22 protein-coding genes and 3 pseudogenes are annotated in these 21,008 nt (G+C 40.5%); 20 read left to right on the forward strand and 5 right to left on the reverse strand.

Annotation, left to right across the window (positions count from 1 at the left end; genetic code table 11):
* From PVV69_RS07225 to PVV69_RS07240, 4 genes and pseudogenes are all read left to right on the forward strand, one after another.
* A pseudogene (locus PVV69_RS07225) lies at nt 1-196 on the forward strand (transcriptional regulator); the annotation flags it as partial.
* Between the two features lie 306 nt (nt 197-502).
* On the forward strand, nt 503-904 hold the full coding sequence (locus tag PVV69_RS07230; protein ID WP_273756996.1) for a hypothetical protein: 402 nt from the start codon (nt 503-505) through the stop codon (nt 902-904).
* A gap of 469 nt (nt 905-1,373) precedes the next feature.
* Nucleotides 1,374-1,673: pseudogene (locus tag PVV69_RS07235) on the forward strand (HigA family addiction module antitoxin).
* 351 nt (nt 1,674-2,024) lie between these two features.
* Nucleotides 2,025-3,089, forward strand: a complete 1,065-nt coding sequence (locus PVV69_RS07240) for a tetratricopeptide repeat protein (RefSeq protein WP_273756997.1) — start codon at nt 2,025-2,027, stop codon at nt 3,087-3,089.
* 246 nt (nt 3,090-3,335) lie between these two features.
* Here the strand turns inward: PVV69_RS07240 and PVV69_RS07245 are convergent, their stop codons facing one another.
* The 4 genes from PVV69_RS07245 to PVV69_RS07260 all read right to left on the reverse strand — a co-directional run bounded on the left by PVV69_RS07245 (nt 3,336) and on the right by PVV69_RS07260 (nt 6,958).
* The gene (locus tag PVV69_RS07245; protein WP_273756998.1) at nt 3,336-3,746 is read right to left on the reverse strand and encodes a helix-turn-helix domain-containing protein; all 411 of its coding nucleotides are present in this window, start codon (nt 3,744-3,746) and stop codon (nt 3,336-3,338) included.
* Nucleotides 3,747-4,151: 405 nt separating this feature from the next.
* Nucleotides 4,152-4,520: a helix-turn-helix domain-containing protein gene (locus PVV69_RS07250; protein WP_273756999.1), complete on the reverse strand. Its 369-nt coding sequence runs from the start codon at nt 4,518-4,520 to the stop codon at nt 4,152-4,154.
* Nucleotides 4,521-5,218: 698 nt separating this feature from the next.
* Nucleotides 5,219-5,971 carry a TIR domain-containing protein gene (locus PVV69_RS07255; protein WP_273757000.1) on the reverse strand — a complete coding sequence of 251 codons (753 nt, stop codon included), beginning with the start codon at nt 5,969-5,971 and terminating at the stop codon, nt 5,219-5,221.
* 333 nt (nt 5,972-6,304) lie between these two features.
* Nucleotides 6,305-6,958, reverse strand: a complete 654-nt coding sequence (locus tag PVV69_RS07260; protein ID WP_273757001.1) for a thiamine phosphate synthase — start codon at nt 6,956-6,958, stop codon at nt 6,305-6,307.
* Between the two features lie 118 nt (nt 6,959-7,076).
* Between PVV69_RS07260 and PVV69_RS07265 the strand changes: the two genes are divergently transcribed.
* The 13 genes from PVV69_RS07265 (at nt 7,077) to PVV69_RS07325 (ending at nt 17,128) form a co-directional block, all read left to right on the forward strand.
* Complete coding sequence (locus PVV69_RS07265) at nt 7,077-8,219, forward strand: OpgC family protein (RefSeq protein ID WP_273757007.1); 1,143 nt, start codon at nt 7,077-7,079, stop codon at nt 8,217-8,219.
* A gap of 168 nt (nt 8,220-8,387) precedes the next feature.
* Nucleotides 8,388-8,906, forward strand: coding sequence for a DUF1465 family protein (locus PVV69_RS07270; RefSeq protein ID WP_273721378.1), 519 nt, complete (start codon nt 8,388-8,390; stop codon nt 8,904-8,906).
* A gap of 162 nt (nt 8,907-9,068) precedes the next feature.
* Nucleotides 9,069-9,578, forward strand: coding sequence for a crossover junction endodeoxyribonuclease RuvC (gene ruvC / locus PVV69_RS07275; RefSeq protein WP_273721380.1), 510 nt, complete (start codon nt 9,069-9,071; stop codon nt 9,576-9,578).
* Entirely contained in the window at nt 9,575-9,745 is a 171-nt protein-coding gene (locus PVV69_RS07280) for a hypothetical protein (RefSeq protein ID WP_273757002.1), read from the forward strand. The genes ruvC and PVV69_RS07280 overlap by 4 nt, the downstream gene beginning before the upstream one ends.
* Nucleotides 9,742-9,912, forward strand: coding sequence for a hypothetical protein (locus PVV69_RS07285; RefSeq protein WP_273757003.1), 171 nt, complete (start codon nt 9,742-9,744; stop codon nt 9,910-9,912). Before PVV69_RS07280 ends, PVV69_RS07285 begins: the two co-directional genes overlap by 4 nt.
* Before the next feature lie 31 nt (nt 9,913-9,943).
* Entirely contained in the window at nt 9,944-10,561 is a 618-nt protein-coding gene (gene ruvA / locus PVV69_RS07290; protein WP_273757004.1) for a Holliday junction branch migration protein RuvA, read from the forward strand.
* A gap of 13 nt (nt 10,562-10,574) precedes the next feature.
* Entirely contained in the window at nt 10,575-11,669 is a 1,095-nt protein-coding gene (gene ruvB, locus PVV69_RS07295; RefSeq protein WP_273721390.1) for a Holliday junction branch migration DNA helicase RuvB, read from the forward strand.
* Nucleotides 11,670-11,866: 197 nt separating this feature from the next.
* Nucleotides 11,867-12,307, forward strand: a complete 441-nt coding sequence (gene ybgC / locus PVV69_RS07300; protein WP_273721391.1) for a tol-pal system-associated acyl-CoA thioesterase — start codon at nt 11,867-11,869, stop codon at nt 12,305-12,307.
* A gap of 162 nt (nt 12,308-12,469) precedes the next feature.
* Nucleotides 12,470-13,183 carry a protein TolQ gene (gene tolQ / locus PVV69_RS07305; RefSeq protein ID WP_273721393.1) on the forward strand — a complete coding sequence of 238 codons (714 nt, stop codon included), beginning with the start codon at nt 12,470-12,472 and terminating at the stop codon, nt 13,181-13,183.
* 12 nt (nt 13,184-13,195) lie between these two features.
* Complete coding sequence (gene tolR, locus PVV69_RS07310) at nt 13,196-13,648, forward strand: protein TolR (protein WP_273757005.1); 453 nt, start codon at nt 13,196-13,198, stop codon at nt 13,646-13,648.
* A gap of 74 nt (nt 13,649-13,722) precedes the next feature.
* Nucleotides 13,723-15,075, forward strand: coding sequence for a cell envelope biogenesis protein TolA (locus tag PVV69_RS07315; protein WP_273757006.1), 1,353 nt, complete (start codon nt 13,723-13,725; stop codon nt 15,073-15,075).
* 42 nt (nt 15,076-15,117) lie between these two features.
* Complete coding sequence (gene tolB, locus PVV69_RS07320; protein ID WP_273757008.1) at nt 15,118-16,440, forward strand: Tol-Pal system beta propeller repeat protein TolB; 1,323 nt, start codon at nt 15,118-15,120, stop codon at nt 16,438-16,440.
* A 577-nt stretch (nt 16,441-17,017) separates the two neighbouring features.
* The gene (locus PVV69_RS07325; protein ID WP_273721399.1) at nt 17,018-17,128 is read left to right on the forward strand and encodes a hypothetical protein; all 111 of its coding nucleotides are present in this window, start codon (nt 17,018-17,020) and stop codon (nt 17,126-17,128) included.
* An 814-nt stretch (nt 17,129-17,942) separates the two neighbouring features.
* Here the strand turns inward: PVV69_RS07325 and PVV69_RS07330 are convergent.
* Complete coding sequence (locus tag PVV69_RS07330) at nt 17,943-18,689, reverse strand: YebC/PmpR family DNA-binding transcriptional regulator (RefSeq protein WP_273721400.1); 747 nt, start codon at nt 18,687-18,689, stop codon at nt 17,943-17,945.
* A gap of 382 nt (nt 18,690-19,071) precedes the next feature.
* Between PVV69_RS07330 and PVV69_RS07335 the strand changes: the two genes are divergently transcribed.
* The 3 genes and pseudogenes from PVV69_RS07335 to PVV69_RS07345 form a co-directional block, all read left to right on the forward strand.
* On the forward strand, nt 19,072-19,764 hold the full coding sequence (locus PVV69_RS07335) for a DUF1013 domain-containing protein (RefSeq protein ID WP_273721402.1): 693 nt from the start codon (nt 19,072-19,074) through the stop codon (nt 19,762-19,764).
* 201 nt (nt 19,765-19,965) lie between these two features.
* Nucleotides 19,966-20,472, forward strand: coding sequence for a peptidoglycan-associated lipoprotein Pal (gene pal, locus PVV69_RS07340; RefSeq protein ID WP_273721404.1), 507 nt, complete (start codon nt 19,966-19,968; stop codon nt 20,470-20,472).
* Nucleotides 20,473-20,519: 47 nt separating this feature from the next.
* Nucleotides 20,520-21,008: pseudogene (locus PVV69_RS07345) on the forward strand (tol-pal system protein); the annotation flags it as partial.

Raw genomic sequence — 21,008 nt, forward strand, 5'->3', positions numbered from 1 at the left:
AAATTGCTAATATCTTAAATGTTCCTATTGCCTTTTTTACGCCGATCTCTTCACAAAACAAAACACCCCAACCCATCATGATGAAGTTGCATCGAGCAGAGAAGAATATCTGCTTTTGAAAAGATTTCGTGTTCTCACTACGATAAAACAAAGAGCGATTTTACAGCTGCTGTCTGAACCAAATGAAAACTTTTAGCATCATACACGCTCCACAAGCTTTGTGCATCTGCAATCATGCGTATTCTTAGAGGTAGCCTCGGAGTGCTTAAAAGTTTATTTGGTCAATTTAGAGTATCACCTAACGCATCATTTTATTTTGTATGTTAAGCATAAGCTTTAAATGCTATGGAAATGATGGCAGTTTTTTTAAACAACGTGTAAAAATTGATGACTTAACGCTTAATTGGATACCGATATGTGGTAGTACAATTATAGAAAAGTTGCTTTTCTTTCTTGTGTGAGAACTTCCTAAGAGAAAGTAAAATGAAGGGGGGAATTAAAGATGTTAAAATATTTATTGCTATCACCGCTTGTGTTGGCGGCGGGTTGTACGTCTGTAGGTCTTTCATCAAATTATGTCGGTCAAGGTATTACGAAGAATACTGCCAAATTCATTGCTAATGATTATGTTCACGTTATCAAAAAACCTTTACCATCAGCTACAAGCACAGTTATTATAAAGAAAAATAATACAGCAGACAACTTTACGCCTTTATTTATCAATCTGTTGCGACAGAATGGATATAATGTGATCTATACAGATCAACCTCAAAAGCAAAAAAACATGGGTGTAAATTTGTTTTACACACTCACACCAAAGAATGATGGACGTATAATTTCTGTTCTTCAGTATGAGTGGGCTGGAGAACCAAGTTATTATCTACATATTTATAAGAATAAATAACTCGCTCCGTAATGTAGACATTTTCTATATTTGAGACGCAAAAACTTAAAAGCTCTTGTGAAAGGTAAAGGGATTTGCGCCTTCATAATAACCCTCATTTCTAGTCAGAATGCATAAATTTTTCTGTCTATCCCAAACCGTTTCATAGCCTATTTTTAATCATTTTATCTAAATATGTAACCAGATTTGCCAGTATGATGTTTTATCTTATTTTTATTGACCGTATAGTAATAGTATACAATAAGACGTGCGAATGACAATTGTGCGTTTCAAATATAACGGCTTTAACAAGTGTTACTACCTTTGAAATGTTGAGAGCACTTGGCTTTCAAAATGTATCCTCTTAAAGGTGAACAGATACTATTCTATAGGGCTGAATGGAAATGGGTGTTTTACTTTTCGTTTTATAAGAACAGATGTGGAGCTTGTTGATTATCAAGACCACCATTCATGAAAGGAACGAAAACAAATGATGCATAACCCCGCACATCCGGGCGAAGTTCTAAAAGTCACTTTCTTACAAGAAATGGGGCTCACCATACAAAAGTTAGCGGATCATCTCCATATAACAAGAGCTTCTCTCTTAAGAGTACTTAACGGACATGCTTCTATGAGTATTGAGCTTGCAGTTAAATGAGAATGAGCTGGTTTTAGTAAAGCGAAATTTTGGTTGGATATGCAAACAAACTATCATTTATGGCAAACAATGCAACAGATACAACCACCTATTTCTCCTCTGGTTTCTGATATACTTCAAACGCCGCTTTGATTTCGTTCATAATTTTGCTGGTGCTTTGCTTTGTGTTTTAGCTACTGCCCATTGCCCTCATTTTTTTGAAGTTTTTTTAATTTCTTCTATTATTAGCGTTTTCTATCGGCTATTTGGGTATAAAAGAATGCCATTTTATCTTCTTACGCCTTATTCAATGAACACAGCAGCAAACAAAGATGATAAAAGCCTTCCCTTTATTCAAAGGCAAAGCAATTTTACACCCCTTGATAAGGTGATAAAGCCAAATGTATCTTTATGTTTTTTTCACAGGGATAACCCTGTGTTCCTGCTTGAAATGATGAAAGAAAAATGTAAAAATTTCTTCTTATTGATGGGGAAGGAGCATTCATGATAAAGCAAGGCATGATAAAAAAAAACGTAGCGCTCTCCACTCTGATAATGATTTGCTTTGCAAATGCCATCACTGATGCAAGTTCTATGAGAATGGCTGAAGAATCTTCAAATCTTGAACGCTCTTTAAATACGATTCAAACAAATTCAAATACTAACAAATCTTTTCAACCTTTGCAAGTTGGAGAATATGATCAAGCCTATGACTATTATATCCAAGGCTATTATCTGAAAGCTTTTCGTGAAGCACTCCGGCGCGCTGAACAAAATGATCCCTTTGCCCAAACTCTGGTTGCTCGAATTTACATGGAAGGATGTGCTGTTCCTATTGACGGTGCACGCGCCGCTTTGTGGTTTGGACGTGCAGCAAAACAAGGTGATCCACAGGCACAATTGCGTTATGGGCTTATGTTATTTGATGGTAATTTTATTTCACAAAACCAAGAACTTGGTGAGGAATTTATTCGCAAAGCGGCAGATGCTGGTGTCGAGCAAGCCTATTTTTATTATGGAGAACTGCTTCTTTATAAAGCTGCTCGCGAAAAGCAAATTCTTTCCGGTGTTAGCACACCAAGTCGTGAAAATGAAGCGATAGAGCAAGCACTCAAATGGTTCTTAAAAGGTGCAGCTCTTGGCGATCCTGAAGCTTCTTTTGCTGCGGCAAAAATTCTTTCTCTGGGAACTTTAACGCGCCCAAAGGATGAACGCAATGCACGCAAACTCATGGAAGTTGCGGCGCAAAACAACCATACTTCAGCACAAATTCTGTTAGCCCAATGGCTTGTACAAGGTCGTGGAGGAGAAACAGATTTTCAACGTGCTTTTCATTTGCTTTTCAGCAACGCCAGCAAGATGATCGCGCCAGCACAAGTTTCCCTTGCCAGACTTTATCGAGACGGCATAGGCACAAAAGCCGATATGATCATGGCAGCGGCATGGTATATGCTGGCACAGCGAGCAAAAATACAAGCACCTGATCTTGAAATGATGCTTGAAGGAATGGACGATAAACAGCTGGAAAAAGCACGCAAAGAAGCAGAAAATCTCCTAGTTATTTTTTAAAACACAAACCTATCAAGCTTTATCAAGAAAAGCCTTACCAAAATAGCACGAACACAAAAGCCGATATGGTCATGGCAACGACATGGTATATGCTGGCACAACAAGCAAGAATGCCAGCACTAGGTTTGGAAATGATGCATGAAAAGTGGTGTGCTTTTCATTGCAATCAGAAGGCATCTACATGAAGAAGGGAATTTTTTAAAACACCCATGCATGCGGAGAAATAGAGCGTATCACATTCTTTCTTTAGGTTTCATTCTGGTTAGAGATTAATTGTAAAATTGCTTTTTGTTTTACTTTAGCAAGGACTCTAAAATTTTTTAAAAGCAGATATTCTTCTCTGCTTGAGATGATTTCTTCATGATGAGTGGGTGGGTGTTGTTGTGTGAAGAGATCAGCGTAAAAAAAGGCAATGGGAACATTTAAGATATCAGCAATTTCCTTTAAACGCCCAGCTCCAACACGATTTAATCCTGTTTCATATTTTTGAATTTGTTGGAAACTTACTCCTAAAGCATATCCTAAGTGTTTTTGAGACATTTTCAGCATGTTTCGTCTGAAGCGAATTTTTTTGCCAACGAATTTATCAATGAATTTGTCGTTATAAGGATTTTTACCTTGCATTTCCCCTCCCACCGGTTGCGAGCGCCCTCGCATTGTTATTCCGGGAGGTTGGAAGCACTGAACTCAAATCAGTCTTTTGCTTTTAGTACCTATGGCACTTGGACATAACAAAAGCCCCCGGAATCCCGGGACACCTGCAAAGCAGGATCAATTTCCATGTTTGAGTTTTCGAGCTTCCAACACTCTATTGGTCGTTGCGTATGCGACCAAAACACCTCTCGATTCATAAAGTAATTTCAGGAAATTTACAATAAGAATGACGACAGTGTTTCTTAACATATCATTTTTTAAGGTGAGTAGTGGTGTGCTTTTCATGCAATTAAAAAGCCTCATATTGAGAGAGGCTTTTAAAAATACGCATGCATGCGGAGAAACAGAGCATGTAAAATCCTCTCTTTAGATCTCATTCTGATCAGAGATTAATTGTAAAATTGCTCTTTATTTTACTTTAGCAAGGACTCTAAAATTTTTTAAAAGCAGATATTCTTCTCTGCTCGATACAACTTCATCATGATGAGTGGGAGTATGTTGTTGTGTAAAGAGATCGGCGTAAAAAAAGGCAATGGGAACATTTAAGATATCAGCAATTTCCTTTAAACGCCCAGCGCTTACACGGTTTGAGCCTTTTTCATATTTTTGAATTTGTTGGAAACTTACTCCTAAAGCATATCCTAAGTGTTTTTGAGACATTTTCAGCATGTTTCGTCTGAAGCGAATTTTTCTGCCAACGAATTTATCAATGAATTTGTCGTTATAAGGATTTTTACTTTGCATTTCCCCTCCCACCGGTTGCGAGCGCCCTCGCATTGGTATTCCGGGAGTCAAAAACACTGAATCCGAGTCAGCTTTTTTGCTTTTAGTGCTGGTAAGCACCTGGACATAGCAAAAACTCCCGGAATTCCGGGATATCCGCAAAGCGGGTTCATTTTTACGCTAGGGTTTCGGGGTTTTAGACCCCCGTTGGTCGTTGCGTATGCGACCAAAACACCTCTCGATTCATAAAGTAATTTGAGAGGATTGGCAATAAGAATGACGACAGCTCTTGAAGCAATTTTTGCCAATGAGAATGTTGTTCTGAGGATTTCTGGTTTGTGGTTATTCCCCTCCCACCGGTTGCGAGCGCCCTCGCATTGGTATTCCGGGAGGTTGGAAGCACTGAACTCAAATCAGTCTTTTGCTTTTAGTACCTATGGCACTTGGATAGTGCAAAAACTCCCGGAATCCCAAAGATGTTCGCAGAGTTGTTTTCTTTTTATGCTCGGATTTAGAAATTTTAAATCTCTCTTGATTGTTGCTTGTGGGATTAAAATATCTTTTTAGCATATTGGCAATAAAAATGATGACAGTTTTGTGGTGTGAGAGGCGTTTGATCAAAAAATGAAAAAAGGAGAGCCTCTAGAATTTTCGAAATAGCTTCGCTGTTTTGCTCATGGATCTTGTTTGCTCAAGAAGATGATAAGCGAACGGCGTGTGCTCTAAAAAGGAAAGATAAACATTATGCAAATTTAACGTGATGCAAGGGCAAGTTTCTTTGGATCTATGGTGAATCCAGCGTCTATCAGTCGACCAGCAAGTTGAGGAACTGTTTCTTTTACGTGGTCATTAAAAGGAATGTATATAATTCCCTGAGCATCTGAAGGGATTTCAACATGTTGTTTTATGAGAATAGCGACATTTTTTCGTGTAAGCACAGAGATTAACATACCCATTTCGAGAATGACATTTTGGCGCGCACGGGGTTGAGCTGTTTTTTCACCGGCAGTTTTAACATAGCCCATGTCATCAGGAGTAAGCAGTACAATACCGAATTTTGTAGAACGGGTTGTCTCACAGATTTCTTTTTCCAAAGCTTCAATGATAGTTAAACCATTATTGATAGGTAAGATGTATGGTTCGAGGCCAAGATCGTAAAGAACTAGCCTAACTTGCTCTAGGGCAACATGATCATGACCATGAACGATAAAAATTTTTGGGGAAGGTGCTTGTGGGATATTGGAAGCAATCTGTGGAGAAGGAATCGTTGGTGTTTCTTCTAGATATTGAATCAAATCTTCTTGTAGCTTTTTTGCTGCTTGATCTTTGCCTTGAACGTAAAGTGTTCCTGTGCTTTCATACCAATTAATGATACCTCCATCAGAGGTTCTGATTTGATGCGCTGATTTCTTGGATGCATTTTGTATAGGTTTGATTTCTTTGATTTGATATCCACACTTGTGAATCATGTTTTGAAGGTCTTCAAACGTCCCTCTGTATTCCATTTTTATGTCCCCTTCATATCTCTATCATTCGTTGTTGGTATTCATGACCAATATGAATAATGATAATTTCCCCCGCAATCGTCATGGCTTCTTTTTATAAGACATTGAACTAGAAAGTTTGATGATTTTTCTTTCGAATATATTATGTGAAAAAAGATGCTAGATTTTTTATCTTATTTAATTGCATTATTAAGCAGTTTTATTGAGTTTTGAGGTGAGCAAAACGCATTTTTATCCCCTTATATCTGTCATCGTGTGTTCTCTCTAGGTCATAGAGCGGCGGTGCGTGTGTGGATTTTTGTTAACGCTTTATTTACGAATTCTCTTCCCCTATTACAAGGGTACGCTTGCACATTTTTCTTGCATTTTTTTAAGAAGTTGCAAGGGATTGTCATGGGTAAAAAGGGCTTCTTCCACGGCGATAAATTCACATGCGGTCTTTAGAACCTCATCAAAGGTTGAAAAATCGCTTCCTGCTTGAATAATGGCGGGGATTTCCATGATTTCTGCCCACCATCCTGCCAGTTGCAAATTGCGCGGGTGGGCATGCGGCTTTTTATCAGCGCCGAGTTTGCCAAAGAATAGATAATCAACACCGGCTTCTCCAGCTACCATCGCACTATGGCGATTACGGATATTGCCAAAACCAATGATCTTTTGTGCTTTTTTCTGATCATGTAACTGTTCAAGAGCGTTAAGATCACCTTCTCTATGAAAACCATCAGCCTTTACTCGTTCAGCAATGCGATATTCGCCAGCAATGAGAAGGGCTGCGCCATTGTTTTGAATATCTTGCGCATAAGTTTGCGCTTGTTTTTGTAAAAAAGCTTCATCCCCTTCAGAGTCATAAACAATGACACTTACAAAAGATTTTGTTGCCAAAATTTGCTGTAAAAAAGCGGGGGTAAAAGTGCGCCGAACATCTAATGTCAAAATCAATTGAGCAAAAAAGGGGGAATCAATTCGTTTATCTTTTTGTTTTGTCATACAAAATCCTTGTTTTTTTAATATATAAGGAATTTAACGCTTAAAAATTAAAACTTCATCTTATAAATGTTCTTTGTTATATTAAAAGGTTACTTTTATGACTGATGGGAGTCCATTTATGGGATACAAAAATATTTTGAACCATAAGATGCATCCTGTTCAACGTGATACACGCATTGATGTGTTTCGTTCTTTAGCTTTGTTAACGATTTTTATCAATCATATTCCTGGAACGCTCTATGAGGCTATTACCCATAGAAACTTCGGTTTTTCTGATTCAGCAGAAGCATTTGTTTTGCTTTCAGGCGTTTCTCTTGGGCTCAGTTTTCATGCACGTTTACAGCACAAGCCTTTTATTTTCATTGTACGCAAACTTTGGTACAGAGCTTTGCAGCTTTATGGAGCATATCTTTTTACCACATTTGTAACTTTAAGCCTTTTTGTTGGTGCTTTTTTACTCTGTAGGTCAGAAAAACTCTTAACCATGAATAATGTGGGGCTCTTTTTCACACAACCGCTTACGGCATTTTTAAGTACCTTAAGCTTTGGGCATCAATTGGGATATAATAATATTTTACCGCTTTACATCATTCTTATGCTGTTTGCGCCTCTTGCCCTTTATTGGAGCTGTAAACATAAAGGCTTACTGCTTTTAGGCTCGTTCATGCTCTATCTCATTTGTGGATTTTATGAAATTGCGCCACCTTCTTACCCCATAGAGGGAAAATGGTTTTTAAATCCTTTCTCTTGGCAACTGCTGTTTATCATAGGCTTGACAACCACTTTATCTCTCAAACAAGGAAAAACTATCGCTTTTCAACCCGTTTTCGTTGTTTTGGCAGTTTTGTATCTTTTGCTTTCATTGTTATGGGTGCGTTTCAATTGGTGGGGTGTTTTGGGCTGGCTTGGTTGGTCTTCCCCCTTGCTTAATTTTAATAAAACCTTTTTAAGCTTACCACGTCTCTTTCATATTGTGGCACTTGCAACTCTTATCCTTTGTTGGCCCCGTTTGCATAATTGGTTTTATGTCTCCAAAAAACACCCCTTAGCAATTTTAGGAAAACACAGCCTTCCTGTCTTTGTAAGCGGAACTGTTTTTGCTATGTTTGGACAAATTTTAAAAACAATGATGACGGGAACGGTTTTTTCCGATACTCTCTTGATTATAAGCGGCATTGCGCTGCAATTTGGGGTGGCTTATTATTGTGAAAAACGTCGAGCTCTTCAACGGTTTTCTTCAGGGGAACTCATCCGTTTGTAACGCTTTCTTATAACGCGTTAACCTTAGAATAAGAAGCGCGTTGCGTAAAAGTTTAAAAAGAGGTAGTCAGATTTAAAAAATGCATTCTATACAGCAACAAAAGAAACTTTTTTATTCTCTTTTCGTTGAGTAGCATGATTTTTGTGCTGATATTTGGAGTATAAAAGCGTGAGTGCACATAAACGTCCCTATGATGAACCCATTATCATGATTGAGCATGATGCTTTTGAAAGTGCTTTTAATCGTCTCTATGAAGAGACCATGAGGCTCATTGAAGAAACAGCAATTTATATTGACACCGAAGGAAAATTAGCAGCACGTGCTCTTTCAACAGAGATTTCTGCGATGTATGCCAAAGAAGCTATGTATTTAAGTACACGGCTTATGCAAATTGCTTCTCAACTCCTGCTTCTTCGTGCTGAGCGCGAAGGAGAAATGTCACCAGAACAAATACAAAAAGAAATCGCTAAAGTATCGCTTCATACACCAACATTGCAATTGGAAAATGCTGATTGGCACGAGCTGCCAGAAGTATTCCGCGGTTTTGTCGACCGTTCACTGCGGCTAGAAGCACGTATGCAATATATGCGCATTGGCAAAGAAGACGGCTCTACCGATGGGTTGCAAGAAGAGAACCCAGTGGGCAAACAAATCGAATTGCTGAAGACTGTATTTGGCCGTTCTTAGTAAATTTTGCCATGTAGTGCTTTTTCATTTGGTGCTCTCTTTGCTGTTTTGAGGCATATGGGGAGGAACGCACTTGCTTTAAGTATGCGTTTTGCTTACCTTTGTTTTTCTTTGCTCTCTCACCTCTTTTAAAGCACCGTAAAAGTGTATAGGCTGGGGAGCATGGCAGAGACGATTCGTATTATAGGCATTGATCCAGGATTACGGCGGACAGGGTGGGGTGTTATCGATCTCTCCGGTAATCGCTTTCAATTCGTTGCAGCAGGGACAGTTTCTTCTGATGTGCGATGTGATCTTGCCTCCAGACTTTGCCAGCTTCACAACGGACTTTCAGAGATTGTGCATCAATTCATGCCCCATGAAGCTGCCGTGGAACATGTGTTTGTCAATAAAGATGCTACGGCAACTTTAAAACTTGGTCAAGCGCGTGCTGTTGCTTTGCTTGTTCCAGCACAAGCAAAGCTTCCTGTTTTTGAATATGCTCCAAATAAAGTCAAAAAATCCGTTATTGGTGTTGGGCATGGTGATAAAGAACAAATTCATATGATGGTAAAAGTTTTGCTGCCACGGGCTGAATTTGATAGCAGTGATGCGGCTGATGCCCTTGCTCTTGCTCTGTGCCATAGTATGCACCGCACCAGCATCTCTCATCGTGCAAGGGTGATGGCATGATGAGTAAGAGCCTTTTTCAACGCATCTTTGTTTATTATGCTAAGATGGTGGTGTTGTGGATCTTGGCTGAATTTGCCTGCAGTGATGCGGCTGATGCCCTTGCTCTTGCTCTGTGCCTGAGTGTGCACCGCACCAGCATCTCTCATCGTGCAAGGGTGATGGCATGATGAGTAAGAGCCTTTTTCAACGCATCTTTGTTTATTATGCTAAGATGGTGGTGTTGTGGATCTTGGCTGAATTTGCCTGCAGTGATGGAGTGGATGTGCTTGCTCTGTGCTGGCTTGTGCTTCATAAGAGTGCTCATGTCTCTCATCATGCAAAGATTGTGATATGATGAGGGTTGGCTATATGATCGGACTTACAGCATGATTGGCAAATTAAAAGGTATCCTTGAACATATTTTTGATGATCATATTCTTGTCGATGTTCATGGGGTGGGCTATGTGGTTTTTGTCTCAAATCGGCTGCGTGCTTCTTTACCAGCTGTGGGGGAGGCGTTAAGCCTTTTTATTGAAACCCATGTGCGTGAAGAAGCTATTCGCCTGTTTGGTTTTGCGACAAGAGTTGAACAAGAATGGTTCTGTATGCTGCAAAATGTTCCTGGCGTGGGAGCTAAAGTTGCTTTGGCAATTTTGGGGACTTTGTCACCAGATGAACTGGCACAGGCGATTGCCTTAAATGATGTGGCAATGATCAGTCGTGCTCCAGGCGTTGGTAAAAAAGTCAGTGAAAGGATTGTCCGCGAACTAAAAAGTAAAGCTCTTCCCTTTCATGAAAAAGCATTCCATAATGTTTCGCGTCCTCATCTGGAGGAGACCCATCAACCAACAAATGAGGCGCTTGCTGCTTTGATCAAGCTTGGTTTTGAGCGTGATCAAGCAGCACGGGCGCTTGCTTTAGCGATGAAGGCTCTTGAGGGGGAAAACATTTCTTCAGCACTGCTTATACGCCATAGTCTCAAATTGCTTTCTCCTCCTACTTGAGTATAAGGTAACAATGCATAAAGATGAAGATCAACGCCTTTTGGGGGCTGCTCCCCTGCAAAACGATCCAGATCGTTCCTTAAGACCACAAGTGCTCGACGACTTTATTGGTCAAGAAGCTGCACGGGCAAATTTGAAGATATTTATTGAAGCAGCCAAAGCACGTCACGAAGCACTCGACCATGTGTTATTCGTTGGACCACCTGGTTTGGGAAAAACAACGCTCTCACAGATTATGGCTAAAGAATTAGGCGTTAATTTTCGTTCTACCTCAGGACCAGTTATTGCTAAAGCGGGAGATTTAGCAGCTCTCTTAACCAATCTAGAGGAACGCGATGTCCTGTTTATTGATGAAATCCACCGGCTCAATCCAGCTGTAGAAGAAATTCTTTATCCTGCTATGGAAGATTATCAACTGGATCTGATCATTGGTGAGGGACCGGCGGCACGCTCAGTAAAAATTGATCTGGCTAAATTTACACTAGTGGCCGCAACCACCCGTTTGGGACTTTTGACCACACCACTGCGGGACCGTTTTGGTATCCCTATTCGCCTCAATTTTTATACTATAGAGGAGCTGGAGTACATCGTTCAACGTAATGCACGGCTTTTTTCAGTACAGATTAGTGATGATGGTGCCCATGAGATTGCACGCCGTGCACGCGGTACTCCACGAATTGCTGGGCGGCTTTTACGGCGGGTTTGTGATTTTGCACTGGTGAGGCGGGCAAAAAAAATTGATCAAAAAGTGGCTGATGAAGCCCTTTCACGCTTGGAAGTTGATCATCTTGGTCTTGACCCGCTCGACCGCCGCTATTTGCTCCTGATTGCGGAAACTTTTTTAGGTGGACCGGTGGGTATTGAAACCATTGCTGCTGCTCTTTCGGAACCGCGTGATGCTCTGGAAGATATTGTGGAACCCTATCTGCTCCAACAAGGCTTTATGCAACGCACTGCTCGTGGGAGAATACTTACAGAAAAAGCATGGAGCCATTTAGGGCTTTGTCCTCCAGCATCTCAGACTTCACCACAAAGACGCGCGCAACTGTTCGACACAAAGGATAATGCATCCCTTCAGGCAACTTTATGGGACGGAGAAGATGACTAAAACATTTTCTTTTAAAGAGAGCCATAAAATATTTTTCCATAACAGATGCATTGGGGGTGGGTAAATGCTTACAGAAAAAGTTTGGGAGAAGTTCAGACTTTGTTCTAACGATTCCACTCTTTTACCACAAAAACACGTTCAACTGCTTCATACACAAAATAATAAACGACTTTAGATAATTTTATAGGATAGAGCAGATGACTGAAACAAATTCTTTGACAAGCACTCCTAAAAATGATTTTCATGATTTGCAAGTGCGTGTTTATGTTGCTGATACAGATTTTTCTGGTGTGGTGTATCATGCACGGTATCTCGAATTTTTTGAACGGGGACGTTCAGAATTCTTACGCGATACCGGTTTTAATAACAAGATGTTAGCAGCAGGTGTGGAGGGGGAAAAACTGTTTTTTGTTGTTCGCCATATGGAACTTCATTTTTTACGACCAGCACAAATTGATCATTTGTTAACAATTAAAACACGAATTCACCGCATTCAAGGGGCTCGCTTTTTTATGGAGCAACATATTCTCCATGAGGATATGATGTTGGTAACAGCAAAAGTTGAAATTGCTCTTATTAATGAGGCAGGAAAACCACGCCGTTTACCCAAAGGGCTTTTTGCAACAATTGTTGTTTAAAAATAATTGTTGTTTAAACTGTATTCACTTTAAAAAGTGATATTGTATGAACTCTTTGGCTAAAGAGACGGAGGGGAATTTGTTTTTTAGATTTAGAAACTATAAAATAATCTGTTTTATTTTGTTTCATCAACAAACCTTTCAGTTAGAGGGACAAAAATTATGCCGCATGTAGAACTCACGAATCCAGAAATGATTGGGATATTGCATTTGTTTATGCAAGCGGGTTTCGTTGTTAAAGCTGTGATGATTTTATTACTGCTGGCTTCTGTATGGAGCTGGGCTATTATTTTTGATAAAATCTTCACCTATCGCAGAATACGGCGTGAGATCAAAAAATTTGAACGCATATTTTGGTCGGGAAAGGCGCTAGAAGATCTTTATGCAGAATGTAAAAGTCAACGCACTAATAGTATATCCGCAGTTTTTATGGCTGCAATGGTGGAATGGAAAAAATCCCTTGAAAAAGGAATCCATACATCGATAAGTTTGCAGAGCCGGATTGATAAGGCTATGGATCTGACTTTGGGGCGTGAAAGTGCAAAAATAGAATCAAAATTAGGCTTTCTTGCAACCCTTGGCTCAGCAGGACCTTTTATCGGTCTTTTTGGAACCGTTGTTGGCATTATGGGGTCCTTTCTTTCTATTTCAGCCTCTCAAAATACTTCGCTTGCCATTGTGGCACCAGGTATTGCTGAAGCGCTGTTGGCAACTGCTATTGGTTTGTTTGCAGCAATCCCAGCCGTTATTGCTTATAACAAATTGACCAGTGAAAGTGCGCGGATTATTGCACAAATAGAAAATTTTGCCGATGAATTTTCGACAATTATATCACGACGTCTCGATGAAACACGTACGACGAATTCATCATTCTAAGGGGGATTATTTATGGGCGTTTCTGTTGCTTCTTCTTCTCAAAAAAAAACACGTAGGCGGCATTATGCACACAGTCAATTGATGAGCGAAATCAATGTCACACCCTTTGTGGATGTTATGCTGGTGTTGTTGATTATTTTTATGGTTTCTGCACCACTTTTGGTAAACGGTGTCCCCCTCGATTTGCCTCATAGCCAAGCAGGACCTGTCCGTATGGACAAGACTCCACTCACGGTTTCACTCGATGCACGGGGGCGCTTGGCTATTAATCAAGATTATTATGATACCCCTGAGGCTTTGATTGCACAACTTAAAAGCTTATTGGAAAAAGACCCTACACAAAAAAGCCAACGTATCTTCGTGCGGGCTGCTAAAACCGTTGAATATCAACAAGTGCTACAATTGCTTGCCGATATTCAAAAAGCAGGCTTTTCACAAGTTTCGTTAGCTAGTCTCGCACAATAAAATCATGATAAACTGTCATCTATTGTTTGCAAAACAATATGAAAGTGATAAAAATAAAAACGCAAGGTAGAGAGATGAACAAAGGCTCTTATCATAGCATGAAACGAGGCTTGGCTTTATCCCTTGCACTCCATGTCGTTTTTGTTAGCTGGGGGGCTATTACCTTCATTCATCCCGTTTCTTTACCACAACAGTTAGAAGCAATTCCCATTACCCTTGCTCCTTTGACACAAGAGCTTTCTTCTCAGCAAGGCTCTGTGAATGCTCCTGTGCGAGCAATTCCCGCAGTAAAACCAACCACTAAACCACAAGAAAAAGAAGATGCACACCATGTGGGAGAGGGACAGATAGACAGTTCTGCACCTTTTAAACCTAAAGAAAAACCTCGGAGCGTTGAGACAATATCTTCACCATCAGGAGAAGAGAAGGCGCCGGAAAAACCTCTTCCAGAATTAACCAAACCAGAACTATCGGAAACAGAAACACCTTTAGAAAGATCAGAGGATACGCCAAAGGCTATGCCTGAGGCGCCTTTGGAGAGAGTAGAGGATACGCCAAAGGCTATGCCTGAGGCGCCTTTGGAGAGAGTAGAGGATACGCCAAAGGCTATGCCTGAGGCGCCTTTGGAGAGAGTAGAGGATACGCCAAAGGCTATGCCTGAGCTGCCTTTGGAGAGAGTAGAGGATACGCCAAAGGCTATGCCTAAGGCGCCTTTGGAGAGAGTAGAGGATACGCCAAAGGCTATGCCTGGGATGCCTTTAGAGGTACGCAAAAATGAAGAAAGAGTATCGCCACAGGAATTGACTCCTCCAGTGGTGAAAAAAGAACCTGTAAAGCAAACAACAATACAGCCGCAGCTTCCCCAAATTGCCTTGCCAGAAAAACCTCTTCTCCCACAGTTGAAACCAAAACCTGCTAAAGAAGCAAAAATTGCAAATGCACAAGCCCACAATCAGAAAAAACAACAAATAAAAGATAAGACAATTGAAGATATTCTCACCATGGAGGAAAATAATCTCCTCAATCGTGCTCGTACCCAAGGAGGTGGGGCAAAACGCTCCGATACATCAGAGGCGCTGGGAGCAAGAAAAAATATCAACGATACCACAAAAATGGCACAAACTCTTGTCAGTATCGTTGGGGGGTGTATTCAACAGAAGCTTAAACTTGTGGCGCTTGGTGGTGATTTAAAAAACCGTCCAGTTGTGCGGTTGCGATTTACTCTCAATCGTGAAGGAATGGTTATGGGTGATCCAATCATTGATCCCCTAAGCGGTGCACAAAGCCAGCAAAACATTATGATAAGGCAGGTGTACGCAGCCGTTTTTTCATGTCAACCTTATGCTGATCTTCCACGCGATCAATATGATTTATGGGGGCAGGGCTTTGATTTTAATGTTGATCCCCTTCAAGAAATAACACGATGAAAGACAAAGATATTTTTCTTTAATGAAAGGATACATTCCATGATGACTATAACGAGACAGAAATTTTTTTCTTGGTGTATTGTCACTTGCGGTTTGTGGCTTTCGAGTTTTTCATCGGTTTATGCACAACTCAAAGGCACTATTTCAAGTGCCGACTTTAATCCTATTCCTATTGCAATACCAGATTTTGTTTCTAATGATTCAATTGGGCTTAAAATGTCTGCTGTTATCACAGCTGATCTTGAACGCTCAGGACTGTTTTTGCCCCTTGATAAGGAAAGTTTTTTTGAAAAAATTTCCAATCCTAATAGACCCCCTGCTTTTTCTGATTGGAAAAAAATAAAAGCACAAGGGTTGGTGACTGGACAAGTGATCAGAGAAACCGATGGGCGGTTGAGAGTTGAGTTTCGTTTATGGGATGTCTTTGGACAGCGTCAACTCAAAGGACGCCGTTTTTATACCGCTACAGAACGTTGGCGGCGAGTTGCACATATGATCGCTGATGAGATCTATAGTGAGATGACAGGAGAAAGTGGTTATTTTGATACACGGATTGTTTTTATCGATGAAACAGGTCCACAAAATGCACGCATTAAACGCTTGGCGATTATGGATCAAGATGGAGCAAATTTGATCTATATGTCTGATGGCAGTGAATTGGTTCTCACTCCACGCTTTTCACCAAAACGACAAGAAATTACCTATATGGCTTACGAGCACAATAAAGTGCCGCATGTTTATTTGCAACAAATCGAAATGGGGCAAAGAGAGTTGATAGGAACTTTTGAAAATATGACAATTGCTCCACGTTTTTCCTCTGATGGGCAAAAAGTTATTATGAGTTTGTTGCAAAATGATGGGAGCGCAAATCTTTATACCATGGATTTACGCACCCGCACAATGACGAGGCTTACAACAACTGCAGCGATTGATACATCTGCTTCTTATTCGCCGGATGGGTCGCAAATTGTCTTTTCGTCAGACCGCAGTGGAAAGCCGCAAATCTATACTATGAATGCGGATGGGAGCAATATTCAGCGTATTTCTTCAAATGAGGGGAGCTATTCTACACCCATTTGGTCTCCACGGGGTGATTATATTGCCTTTACAAAACAATCAGAAGGCCAATTTTCTATCGGTGTGATGCGCCCTGATGGACAAGGAGAGCGCATTTTAACCACAGGGTTTCACAATGAAGGTCCAACTTGGGCACCTAATGGACGCGTTTTGATGTTCTTTCGCAAAAATCCAGGTATGGGCCCAAAAATTTATACTATTGATATTACAGGGCGCAATGAACGCCAATTGCCGACCCCCAATGATGCTTCTGATCCGGCATGGTCGCCATTGCTTACTGTACAATAAACGAGGTGGTTGATAAAAATAAACGAGGTAAAATTCTCTGTGGTTGTAGGCCAACCAAGCATCTACAGCTTAAGAGAGCCGTTTGTGTTTGTTAATTAGTTGAAGAGGTTGTAAATTTTATACCACATCGATCGTTATCGCATAGATGCGGAAGTTTTGGGGGAATTTCTTCAGTGAATTATTTGTTGGCAAGTGTTTTTGGATTTCAGATGCGTTGTTAAAGGTGGTGATTGATGGCGCAAGCGCATCATGGGATTTGCAAGATTTTGTTTTATAATGACAATTCAGTGTTTTGCTTGTTGCATGAGAGTCTGGGAAATCGTAGATTTCTCTCAAAAAAGCAACTCATGCTATTGCAACACCAAAACCAGTTATCAACTTGATTAAAGAGCATCTCCAGTGAGCAGAGCAAGAGATAAGGAATGAAGATGATAAATGTTTTTCATGGTAGTTCCAATGTTTATGCAGACCTTGGTTTTTAGACTCTCGAAAGATGCTTATAAAAGCGCAAATTGTTCACAAAAGGAGTCAATTCTTAAAGAAAAGAACCTGAAAACAGGCTCGTCAACTTTTAAAAATGACAGAGCCTCAATGGTCTAAACTTTTAAATGGAGAATTTCGAGAAATGCGTGTGATGAAAATGCTTGTGTGTTTGGCAAAATTGGGAAATGACAATCAAGATTGTTGAGAGCTCTAAAAAAGTTAAAAAGATTGAAGGACAATTTGAGGTTGTTTTTGCTTCTTAAACCTTTTTATAATTTGCTTTTTATGGTTTCTTCATAGAGGACAATCTTTTATAAAAAATGGTCAATTTAAACAGGAAAGTGTGGACTCTTAAAGGGAACTTATCTAAAACAGATAAACTTAATATGTTGAATTTATTTTGTTTTTGTATAAGATAATGCTTTTTGTCTGGGCAATAAGCATTTTTATGGCTAAAGGGGGCGTTTGTGCTTTTTAATCTGTTGATGTGATATATTTTCAATCCCTCTCTCTTTTGTGCTCTTACTGTTGCTGTCAGTTCTTTGAGAAATGACATTTAGAGATGTGGGAGTTTTTGGGGGTACTTCTTCAGTGAAATATTTTGGGGTAAGTTTTTAGGCTTTCAGATGCGTTGTTAAAGGTGGTGATTGACGGTGCAAGCCCATCATGTGATCTTTGTGCGATAACAATTCTTTCTGCCATGTAAGGAAGATAGTTTTACATAATAATGTGTTGATTTAAATATATTGTGCGTTTTTCTTGCTCCTTTGGGGGGCTGTTATTTCTTTGAGGAAATGACGTTTTAAGCCAAAGAGCTCTGTGAAAAAGTTTGGTGAAAAACTTTTATGCTTCTTATGGAAAATGTTTGAGAGGTTATATGGCCCTGCGTTTGAAGCAGGGCTTGTTTGTTGTAGTAAAGATGAGAAGCGATTACACCTTTTTGTAGACAGATATGTGTGGTTCTCATGAAAAGAGGGGAGCCCATAGCATGATAATGGCGTGGGTTCGCCATGTGGAGGTTAACCAGACAGTTTTGCTAAAACTTCATCGCTCACATCAAAATTAGCATAGACATTTTGTACATCATCATCTTCTTCTAATGTAGAAATAAGCCGTAAAACGGATAAAGCTTTTTCTTCATCGATGGGCGCAAGGGTGGTGGCTTTCCAAATGGTTTTAATTGATTCTGCTTCGCCAAGTGTGGCTTCAAGCATTTTAGAAACTTCACCAATATCTTCAAAGGCACAGGTAATATGATGTCCGGTCTCTTCTGATTGCACATCGTCAGCACCAGCTTCGATAGCGGCATCCATGATGCTGTCTGCTGTTCCTACTTCTGGCTTATAGATTATTTCACCAATCCGATTAAACATGAAGCTGACTGATCCTGTTTCTCCAAGTGCACCACCTGATTTGGTGAAAGCAGCACGTACATTTGAAGCGGTGCGGTTACGGTTATCCGTTAAGGCTTCGACAATGACAGCAACGCCGCCTGGACCATAGCCCTCATAGCGCACTTCATCATAATTCTCGACATCACCCCCTGACGCTTTCTTAATGGCGCGTTCAATGTTGTCCTTTGGCATAGACTGTGCCTTAGCATTTTGGACAGCAAGCCTTAAGCGTGGATTCATGGCTGGATCAGGGGCGCCTTGTTTGGCTGCAACGGTAATTTCGCGTGCAAGCTTAGAAAATATTTTCGAACGCATTGCATCTTGACGTCCTTTACGGTGCATAATATTTTTAAATTGTGAATGACCTGCCATAGTTTTCTTTCCAGTTTGAGGGCTTTCTTTCTTGGGGGAATGTTTCTAAAATTTTAGGTGCTGAAACATACATCCCACCAGAATAAATGTGCCACAGTATCAAGATGAAGTGATCAAATGAATCCTTTATAAGAAAATTCATCTTAAAGGTAAAGATACTCTGTTGAGTAGCATGACAAGACAGATCTCTTGTCGTGTAGCAAAAATCAGGTTATAACAGAATATAATTTCATGGCAAAAGTGGTTTATTTCATAACTCGCTTTAATTTAAGAGGGAGTGAAGAAGACCTGATGTGTAAGAAAAAGATCCAGTGCTCCAGAGTGGGCAATAATCTGCCTCAATAAATTAAGTAAAGAGGCAAAGTGAGAGGATATGATAAAGATGGCAACGCAACTTTTGATGCCCAAAGCTACAGCTGTTTGGCTGGTTGATAACACTGCTCTTTCTTTTGATCAGATTGCAGAGTTTTGTAAATTACACGTGTTGGAAGTGAAAGCTATTGCTGATGGCGAAGCTGCTCACGGTATTAAGGGGCTTAATCCCATTAGTTCTGGGCAGTTGACACGTAGTGAAATTGCACGGGTGGAGGCTGATCAAAATGCACGCTTAAAAATTTCCGAGTCTCGGGTACGCATTCCTGAGAAAAAGCGTAAAGGTGCGCGCTATATCCCCCTTTCTCGACGTCAAGATCGTCCCAATGGTATTTTATGGTTGGTAACCAATCATCCCGAATTGAAGGATGCACAAATTGCACGATTAATTGGTACAACAAAAGCAACCATTGAGCAAATTCGCTTGAGAACCCATTGGAATAGTGCAAACTTGGTGCCTTTCGACCCTGTCGGGCTGGGACTATGTTCACAAATCGATTTGGATTTTGAGCTCCAACGTGCGGCAAAAAATCGTCCTGCCTCCGTAGAGGGCGATAGATCTTTGCTGCCTGCATCCGTGACAGAAAATGTTGATCTTCAGGAAGAGCATATGGAAAATGACCATAATAAAAATTTTGATGCCGATAAAGTTTTTGCAAAACTTAATGCACTACAAAAAAACCGTCAGGATGATGATGCATAAATAAATGGTTAACTGTAAATGCATTTTTCTCTTTATGCTGAAAGCTTGGCGATGAAAAGGAATGCTGGAAGTTTAAATGAAGGATAATAGGTGAAAATGAAAAATTTTTTCTTCATTAGGAATTAGCAGCTATTCTTGAGACGTTTTTGAAAGAATCTATTCTTTCAATTTTTGTGGGCACTCGTTAAGGAGAATTAATACATGCGCTCTATCAAAAATATTATCTTTCATCCTTTAGCTATGGTCTTGTTTGGCTCACTGTCTTTGGTTGGTTGTGGAAAAGAACGTGGTAGTACACTCAACGGTATGAATAGTGCGTATTTGAATGGTGCTGGTGTGAATCAGACAGGACCAGGTTCGGGACAAGAATTTATGGTGAACGTTGGAGACCGTGTGTTCTTTAGTCTTGATTCTTCTTCCATCGATTCTGATGCTGAACCTGTTTTGATGCGCCAAGCAGAATGGTTGCTGCATTATCCTCATTATTCTATAATGATTGAAGGTCATGCTGATGAGCGTGGAACACGTGAGTATAATTTAGCACTTGGACAACGTCGTGCTGTCGCTGTGCGTGATTATTTGATTTCTCTTGGTGTTTCCGCACAACGGATTCAAACAATTTCTTATGGGAAAGAAAGGCCTGTAGCAGTGTGTGATGATATTTCCTGTTGGAACCAAAATCGTCGTGCTGTTACAACACTGAAGTAATTGAACGGTCATTAAAGACCAGCACTAGAGGGGAAAAAACTATGTGGATGTATGGTAAAAAAAATTGGAGAACTGTCTTTTATATGGCTGTTCTCGTAGCTTGTTCTGCTTCATCTGTTCAAAGTGGAGCGCGCTGGTTCACACAATATTCTAAGGATAATTCGGATTCTAGTGCAGCAGAAAAAGCTGGCGATGCGGTGAATAAGGCTACTGATGGTGGGGCGGAAAAAGCTGGTGATGCGGTGAAGAATGCTGCTGCTGGTGCGGTGGAAAAAGCTGGCGATGTCGTAAATAAGGTTGGCGATGCGGTGAATAAGGCTACTGATGGTGGGGCGGAAAAAGCTGGTGATGCGGTGAAGAATGCTGCTGCTGGTGCGGTGGAAAAAGCTGGCGATGTAGCGAATAAGGTTGGCGATGCGGTGAATAAGGCTACTGATGGTGGGGCGGAAAAAGCTGGTGATGCGGTGAAGAATGCTGCTGCTGGTGCGGTGGAAAAAGCTGGCGATGTCGTAAATAAGGTTGGCGATGCGGTGAAT

The organism is Bartonella sp. MM73XJBT (genome assembly GCF_028618465.1).
In the GTDB taxonomy this organism is placed as follows: Bacteria; Pseudomonadota; Alphaproteobacteria; order Rhizobiales; family Rhizobiaceae; genus Bartonella.